Below are 8,087 nucleotides of genomic sequence, written 5' to 3'. Positions count from 1 at the left end.
CGCAAGCTCCGCCACCCCAGCCGCAGCCGCAAGCTCAAGGACTACCTGGAGTAGGAGAGGAGTCTCTGAGAGGGGTTAGAACCTATCTTCTCGTCTCTTCCACGTGATGAAGGGGTTCTAGCCTGAAGACACAGGCACGATAGACCCAGTAGCCACCCCACGAAGTACGCAAGAGCAGCTTCTCGTTGACCGTCACACCCTCACTTCGGTACGACCTCCAGCAGTGCAAACCCGGTCTCTTCACTCAAGACGCGCTTCGCGTCAACTCCCAGTATCTCGAATATAATGGCTTCACCCACCAACCAGGTGGTCACTCCGGGGCGCAGACAACCGGTGGTGGTCTTGCCGGAGCGCCCCAGTGCGGCGTGGATATGCAGCGCCATCTTACCATCCTCACCGGGAGCAAGCACGCCCACCCCAGCCACTTCGTGGGCACCGTCCAGGGGCAGGAGCATCGGCTCCGGCGGCATCTCGTCAGAGCGGCGCGGCCCAACCACCACCTCGCCACCGCCAATCCCGCCAATCAGGATGACCTGCCCGGCCGTTATACCCTTCTCCTCGGCAAAACGCTCAATGCAATCCGGTACCACATCGCCATCTTCAAGCCGTATCACGAAGACCCGGCCTATCTGTCCCTCGGTAGCCTTCATCGGAAGCCTCCTTGTCCTGCTTCGTCCCGTACTGGACACTTTAGAGAGCGAGGACTGCCACTGTCAAGCTGAGCCTCCGTGCACCTTCGTTGCTGCCACAGGGAACCCACAGAGAGTCAAAGCCTATTTCACTCTACCTGCCCCTCACTCCAGGAAATCAGACAGACCAAAGGGGATGGGGTCGTCGCGCTAAAAACCACGGCTCTACGGAGCAATATGTACCCCATATTATGTTACAATAGGCCAATAATGAGAAACCGCTTAGTATTTTAACGGCTTCCCAAGAATCTAGATCGCAGACAAATGCTATTCTTGGATGGGATTAGATTCTCTGTTGAAATAGCCGAAACTGCCTACGGCAGGTTATGTAAGACCTTGCTCACATTAGCAAATAGCGTGATTCAGAAGAAAAAAGTCCGTATAGGCGTTTTAACAGTACGTGCCACTTCAGATGCCTGGGCTATTATCGACTCTGTGTATCGATTATGCGGGTTGTTGAGACAAATGCGAGGGGTCAAGCAAAATACTCCGAGTCTAAATCTGTTATTTAGAGAGGCTGAAAAAGTTGAGGCTTCACGAAATACTGTCCAGCACCTCAATAATGAGATCAGTAATCTAATCAGTAAGGAGCTACCAGTATGGGGAACCTTAAGTTGGGTGGCTATACCGAATCCAACAAACGATTTATGGTACACCTGTTCTCTGGCTCCTGGAACGGTATTCGCACGACAGATTCCGATTATCAATCCCGTAGGTAAAGAACCAAAACCACCTATGATATGATAGAACTCAACGCTATTTGAATCAGTAAATCTAAGTAAACTTATTGAAAAGGTAGATGCGGTTATATCCTATATAGAGAAACTGATTAGAAAACAGATCAAAGGGAAAACTCAAGCCGGTGCCGATATGTTACTTCTACTTGTATTAGCGCCAGATGACCAGATAGGAAAAGAATTACCTGGTAATGCGCAAGAATAATCATGGTGTAACAACTTGGCTAATTGTCAAACGTGGTTATTAGCCCACGTGAACATCCCCATGTTTATTCGTTAAGAGGTTGATAACATTGGTTGAAAAAGAACAGCTACAGAAAGCACTCACCCTTGAGCAGTTCCCTCTATCATCCAAGTACGATATTGAGTGGCTAAATGAAAATGAAATGGGACCTAGTTCAGCTTGGCTTGCGGAATATCTATCAGAATCAATTGATCTAAAGCCAGGTATGCAGATTCTTGATTTAGGTTGCGGTAAAGCAGTAAGTTCTATCTTCCTTGCCAAAGAGTTTGGAGTACATGTTTGGGCAACTGATTTATGGATAAGTGCGACTGAAAATTGGCTTAGAATCAAAGAATCGGGTGTGTCAAGTTTGGTCTATCCTATACATGCGGAGGCTCACGATTTGCCTTTTGCACACGATTTCTTTGATGCTATCATCAGTTTGGATGCTTATCATTATTTTGGCACAGAAGAAATGTATTTATCTAATATAGTTGGATATTTAAAGCCGGGTGGACAAATTGGGATTGTTGTCCCAGGTGTAAAGGAGGAATTTGAGAGCATCATACCAGAAAAATTAAAACCCTATTGGGAGCCGTACCTTTTTACACATCACAATCCTGAATGGTGGCGTCAGCTTTGGAGCAGATCCGGCGTAGTTACCATTGAAGTTGCTGATACTATGCCACATGGATACGACGTGTGGCTGAGGTGGGATAAAACTCTTAAAGAAGCTGGTATTTTAAAAAGAAGCGGTGATGTAGAAATGCTTGAAACGGATGGAGGCAATTTTACATTTACCCGTATAGTTGCGAGGAAAAACTAATTCTTAATAGAAAAGTGAAATGGTATCAAATAATCGTACGCATGGTTGGACAATGATCCCGATGATTACGAGGGGAAGGGGATAAAGGGGATGGGGCCCCTTCAATAGGGCACCGTTATCGGGTCACCAACAGAAACACCACCTCGGACTATGTTACAATAAGCCAATATGATTCCTATCAGACTATCGGTCCGCAACTTCATGTGCTACCGCGACAACGTGCCGCCGCTCAATTTCGGCGGAATCCACACCACCAGCATCTGCGGCAGCAACGGCCACGGTAAGTCCGCCCTGATTGATGCCATGACCTGGGCTCTCTGGGGGCAGACCCGCGCCAGGCGCGACGATGACCTTATCCACACCGGTGAGACCGAGGTAGCCGTGGAGTTCGACTTCGCCGTGGGAGAGCAGGTGTACCGCATTATACGCAGGCACTCACGGCCAAAGAGCCGTCGGGCATCGGGGCAAACCATCCTGGAACTCCAGATAGCCACGGAGGACGGCTTCAGGCCGATAACCGGCAACACAATCCACGAGACACAGCAGAAGATAATCGACACCCTGCACATGGACTACCCCACCTTCACCAACAGCGCCTACCTGAGACAGGGCCACGCCGACGAGTTCACCACCTCAAACCCGGCAAGACGCAAGCAGGTGCTGGCCAACATCCTGGGGCTCTCCTTCTACGACGGGCTTGAAACCCGGGCGAAAGAACTCGCCAGGCAGCGCGAAACGGAGAAGGAGCAGCTTGAGAGCACTATCAGGGACATCCTGGAAGAGCTATCCCGAAAACCATCCTACGAAACCGACCTTGAAGAGGCGGAAGCCGACCTTGCCCGGATATCCCTTACCATGCAGGGCACTGAATCCAGGGTCAATGACCTGCGCCGGCAGAAGGAATCGCTGGAAACCAGGCAGGGGCAGCTTACCCAGCTTGACGAGCAAATCAACCAGCAGACGCGGACGCTGGAGCAGTGGTACGAACAACTCAGGCAACAGATCACCCGAATCAGGGAGCATGAAGACCTGCTCAACCGGCGCGACAGCATCGAGTCCGGCCATGCCCGATTAGTTGAAGCCCGGAAGGCAAGCGACGAACTCTACCGGAAGTCCCGTCAATCACTCAACCTGGAACGGCAGAGAACGCAACTGGACATGAAAATCAAGGAGGCCAGCCAGAGTCTGCTCACCGAACATGCCCTGGCCCAGAGCCAGATTAGCCAGCTGGAGACCACGTCTCGGGAATTGCCGGAACTGCGGACCGAGTTGCAGCAGGCACAGCACCAGCTACGGCACCTGTCCGAGGAAGATGAAGCACTGCGGCAGAAGACGACGACCAGCCAGGAACTCCGCACCCGTATGCACACTCTGGAGACCGGAAAGACACAACTCAAGAAGGAAATCGAGGAGATTGCCGAGAAACTCGACCTCCTGCTCACCGAGCACGGCGCGAAATGCCCTCTCTGCGAGACGGAGCTAGGCGCTGACAGGGTGCGAATCATTGAGGCAAAGTACGCTACCGACAGAGAGCAGAAGTCCGGTTCCCTTCGCTCGGCTGAGACCGGGCTGGCCGATAGCAGGGTAGCGTTAAAATCCGTAGAGAGTGAAATCGCCCTGCTGGAGACAAGGCTGAAGCAGGAACGAGAGACGCTACAGGGCAGGGTCACCCTTCTTGCCCGGCAGACCGTGGAGGCCGAGCAGGCCGGCCGACATCTGGATGAAGAGAGAAACAGACTGAGCGAAATCGAAGAGCGCCTCGCCGGAAAGGACTTCGCCGCTGACGAGCAGGCGTTGCTCGCCGAAATCGAAGCTGAACTCACTAGGCTGGACTACGACCCCCAGCACCATGAGCAGGTGCGACTCCAGATGTCCGACCTGGAGCAATACGAAGAACCCATGCGGAAGCTGGCAGAGGCCGACAGGCTCATCGACCAGGAGAAAGAAGCCGCCGCCAGGGCCGAAACGGCCAGTCGCGAGCTACGCCTCAGCCTGCAAAAGGATGACGCGAAGAAGCAAGAGCTTCTTCGCGCGCTTACCTCGCTCCCCGGTGTCACCGATAATCTGGCCGGGGCAGAAAGTGAGCACCGCACGCTGGCTGCCCGGCAGGAACGTGCCCAGCAGACAATTGGCGGAATCAGGGGCAAGCTGGAACACTGCGCCGAACTCGAGGTGCGGAAGAGGGAAAGAGAGAAGCGCCTGACCCAGGCAGGCAAAGAGGAAGACATCTACCGTGAACTCGCGGAAGCCTTCGGTAAGAAGGGGATTCAGGCCCTGCTGATAGAGACCGCCCTCCCCGAAATTGAGACCGAGGCCAACAGGCTCCTGGGGCGGATGACGGACAACCGGATGCACGTCAAGATAGAGACCCAGCGAGAGACAAAGAAAGGCGATACCGTTGAAACGCTGGACATCAATATCGCCGACGAACTGGGAACGCGGGACTACGAGATGTTCAGCGGCGGTGAGGCCTTCCGTATCAACTTCGCCATCCGCATCGCCCTTTCCAAGCTGCTCGCCAGACGTGCCGGTGCCCCGCTGCCCACGCTGATAGTAGATGAAGGTTTCGGTACCCAGGACAGTATCGGAATCGAGAGGTTGCGGGACGCCATAAACTCGATTCAGGACGATTTCGACAAGATAATCGTCATCACCCACATCGAGGAACTGAGGGACGCCTTCCCCGCCCGCATCGACGTCACCAAGACCCCGGAAGGCTCGCTAATCAGCTTCGGCTAGTGTGGCGTCTTAGAACTTCATTGACGTAGCCATGCCCTTTACGGCAATATGCGTGTCTACAAAGAGACCATCAGCAGCCCCTGTTCCCCTGCACTCCCTTAGGTGCAAACAAACCCCGCCCACAGACTAGCCCCCACACCGTTTTGGGGTGTCCAGAGGGGTGCAACCCCTATGGAACGGGGGTCTAAGGGGGTGTCCCCCTTGACCCGTCTTCTGCCCAAAGGGGGCTTGTCCCAGCTGCAAAGGGTTGGTCGAAAGGGTTTCTCATTAGCCTGCTACAGCCCCAGGCTGGGAGCAATCTCCTGCATTGCACTCACACCGAGTTCAATCAGCTCGTCAAGCTCGATACCCAGGTCAGTGCAGGTAGCAATCTGCTCCCGGTTCGCCCCGGCGGCAAAGCTCTTCTCTTTGAATCTCTTGCTTACCGACTTTACCTTGAGGCTGGCAAGTTTCTTGTCCGGCAGTATCAGGGCAGCCGCCGTAATCAGGCCGGTGAGCGGGTCGACACAGAATAGGGCTTTATCCAGCGTGGTCTCAAGGGGGACTCCGTGTGCTTCGTTATGGCAGAGAATAGCGTGGGCTATCTCCTCGCTGGCACCCATCTCCCGGACCAGGTCCGCCCCCAGCTTGCTGTGAGCACCCATGTCGCCTTCGGTCAGCTCCACGTCGACGTCATGCAGGAGACCGGTGAGTCCCCACACCTCTTCATCCTCGCCGAGACGCCTCGCCAGGGCACGCATCAGGGCCTCGGTGGCCAGCATATGCTTGATCAGATTCTCGTTCTCAACGTTGGCCTGTACGGAATCGAGCGCTTCTTCTCTATCCATCTCTTCACCCTCCTTACCGGACGGTGTCCTTATCCGACTGGCTTCGGGTCTCTACCATTCAGTATAACACAAGATATCGGCACCAACCGTCAGCTATCAGTCTGCTCCGGCTCATCCTGCTGCCAGACTGTGCTCCGCATCCCGCGACAACACCCCTGTCAGATACTGGCCGGTCAACGAACCACTCTCCTGGGCTACTTCCTCCGGTGTCCCTGTCGCCACCACGTATCCACCCTCGTCCCCGGCCCCCGGTCCCAGGTCGATGATGTAGTCGGCATTCTTGACCACGTCAGGATGGTGCTCAATGACCACGATAGTGTTACCGGCATCGGCCAGCCGCTGCAACACCCCCAGCAGGGCAGCCACATCTTCAAAAGACAGCCCGGTGGTCGGTTCATCCAGCATATACAGCGTGCGGCCGGTAGCACGCTTGGACAGCTCCGTGGCCAGCTTCACCCGCTGCGCCTCACCACCGGAAAGGGTCGGTGCCGGCTGCCCCAGGTGAATATAACCCAGCCCCACGTCGTTGAGCGTTTTCAGCCTCCTGCTGACTTTGGGGAAATGCTCGAAGAAGGACAACGCCTGCTCAACCGTCATGTCCAGCACTTCGGCGATGTTCATGTCCTTGAAGCGGATTTCCAGCGCTTCCCGATTGTAGCGCTTCCCCTTGCACACCTCGCAGGGAACGGTAACGTCCGGCAGAAACTGCATCTCGATTTCAATAAAGCCCTCACCCCGGCAGGCCTCGCAGCGTCCACCCTTGACATTGAAGGAAAAGCGCCCCGGAGCATAGCCCCTCATCCGTGCCTCGGGGACGGTGGCAAACAGCTCCCGTATGGGGGTGAAGGTCCCGGTGTAGGTAGCGGGATTGCTTCGTGGCGTCCGCCCGATGGGAGACTGGTCGATGTTGATTACCTTGTCGATGTGCTCCACGCCGAGGATTTCGTCACATTCGCCGGCCGGCTCCCTGGACCGGTACAGCACCTGTGCCAGCTTTCGGTACAGGACTTCGTCAACCAGGGTACTCTTGCCACTGCCGGAGACACCGGTCACGCAGACGAACATCCCCAGGGGAATGCGGACATCCACGTTCTTCAGATTGTTCTGTCGCGCCCCCTTGATGACAATCTCTTCCCCCGAGCCGGGTCGCCGCTGCCCGGGCATGGGAATCCACTTTACTCCTCCGAGGTATTGCCCCGTGATTGACTCCGGGCACTCGATTATGTCCTCCACAGTCCCGGAAGCGACAATCCATCCCCCGTGTTCGCCGGCCCCCGGCCCCATGTCGATTATATGGTCGGCAGTTCGCATCACTGCTTCATCGTGCTCGACTATGAGGACAGTATTGCCCAGGTCCCTGAGCCTCTTAAGGGTCTCGATCAACCGGTGGTTGTCCACCTGGTGAAGGCCGACTGTCGGCTCGTCGCAAATGTAGAGTACCCCCATCAACCCGCTGCCAATCTGCGTGGCCAGCCGTATCCGCTGTGCCTCTCCACCGCTCAGTGTCGCCGAGGGCCGGTCCAGGGTGAGGTACTCGAGGCCGATGTCTTCAAGAAAACCCAGTCGCGTCCTTATCTCCTTGAGTATCTGGTGGGCAATCACCTGCTCCCGTTCGCTGAGGATGGTGCGCTTGCCATTACCACCGAGGCCGTTTACCCATCTCAGCGCCCCGGCAACCGACATCGTACTGATGTCCACGATGTTCCCGCCATCGATAGTAACCGCCAGGGTCTCCGGTTTAAGCCTCTTCCCGTGGCACGTGGGGCACTCGCCGGTCACCACGTACTGCTCTATTTTGGCACGCGAGTACGCGGAATTGGTGTCGTGCTGGAGACGCTGCAAACCCGGAATCACGCCCTCCCAGCCCCGGAAGTACTCTCGGACGCGGCCATATCGGGTACGCCGCCGCACCCACTCGCCTTCCTCGCCGTAGAGCAGCAGGTCCACCTGCTCCCCGGTCATGTCTTTCACCGGCGTGTCCAGCGGCAGTCCCAGGGGTCGGAGTTTGCGCAGGTACCACGAGTGCGTACGGTAGGGATGAATCGC

General features: G+C 55.6%; 5 protein-coding genes. 2 read left to right on the top strand and 3 right to left on the bottom strand.

What is annotated here, in order from left to right:
* Positions 1 to 200: 200 nt before the first annotated feature.
* Complete coding sequence (locus VMW13_03370; GenBank protein ID HUV43851.1) at positions 201 to 650, bottom strand: PPC domain-containing DNA-binding protein; 450 nt, start codon at positions 648 to 650, stop codon at positions 201 to 203.
* A 1,069-nt stretch (positions 651 to 1,719) separates the two neighbouring features.
* Between VMW13_03370 and VMW13_03365 the strand changes: the two genes are divergently transcribed.
* Both VMW13_03365 and VMW13_03360 read left to right on the top strand, forming a co-directional pair.
* Entirely contained in the window at positions 1,720 to 2,475 is a 756-nt protein-coding gene (locus VMW13_03365) for a methyltransferase domain-containing protein (protein ID HUV43850.1), read from the top strand.
* A 168-nt stretch (positions 2,476 to 2,643) separates the two neighbouring features.
* On the top strand, positions 2,644 to 5,214 hold the full coding sequence (locus tag VMW13_03360; GenBank protein ID HUV43849.1) for an SMC family ATPase: 2,571 nt from the start codon (positions 2,644 to 2,646) through the stop codon (positions 5,212 to 5,214).
* A 275-nt stretch (positions 5,215 to 5,489) separates the two neighbouring features.
* On the opposite strand, the gene VMW13_03355 is transcribed toward VMW13_03360, so the two are convergent.
* A complete protein-coding gene (locus VMW13_03355) occupies positions 5,490 to 6,041 on the bottom strand; it encodes an HDIG domain-containing protein (GenBank protein HUV43848.1) in 552 nt (183 codons plus the stop codon).
* A gap of 111 nt (positions 6,042 to 6,152) precedes the next feature.
* The coding region (gene uvrA / locus VMW13_03350; GenBank protein HUV43847.1) for an excinuclease ABC subunit UvrA at positions 6,153 to 8,087 on the bottom strand (1,935 nt) is incomplete at its 5' end.

This window comes from Dehalococcoidales bacterium, assembly GCA_035529395.1.
Classification (GTDB): domain Bacteria; phylum Chloroflexota; class Dehalococcoidia; order Dehalococcoidales; family Fen-1064; genus DUES01.
This window is presented reverse-complemented; position numbering and strand designations above follow the sequence as displayed.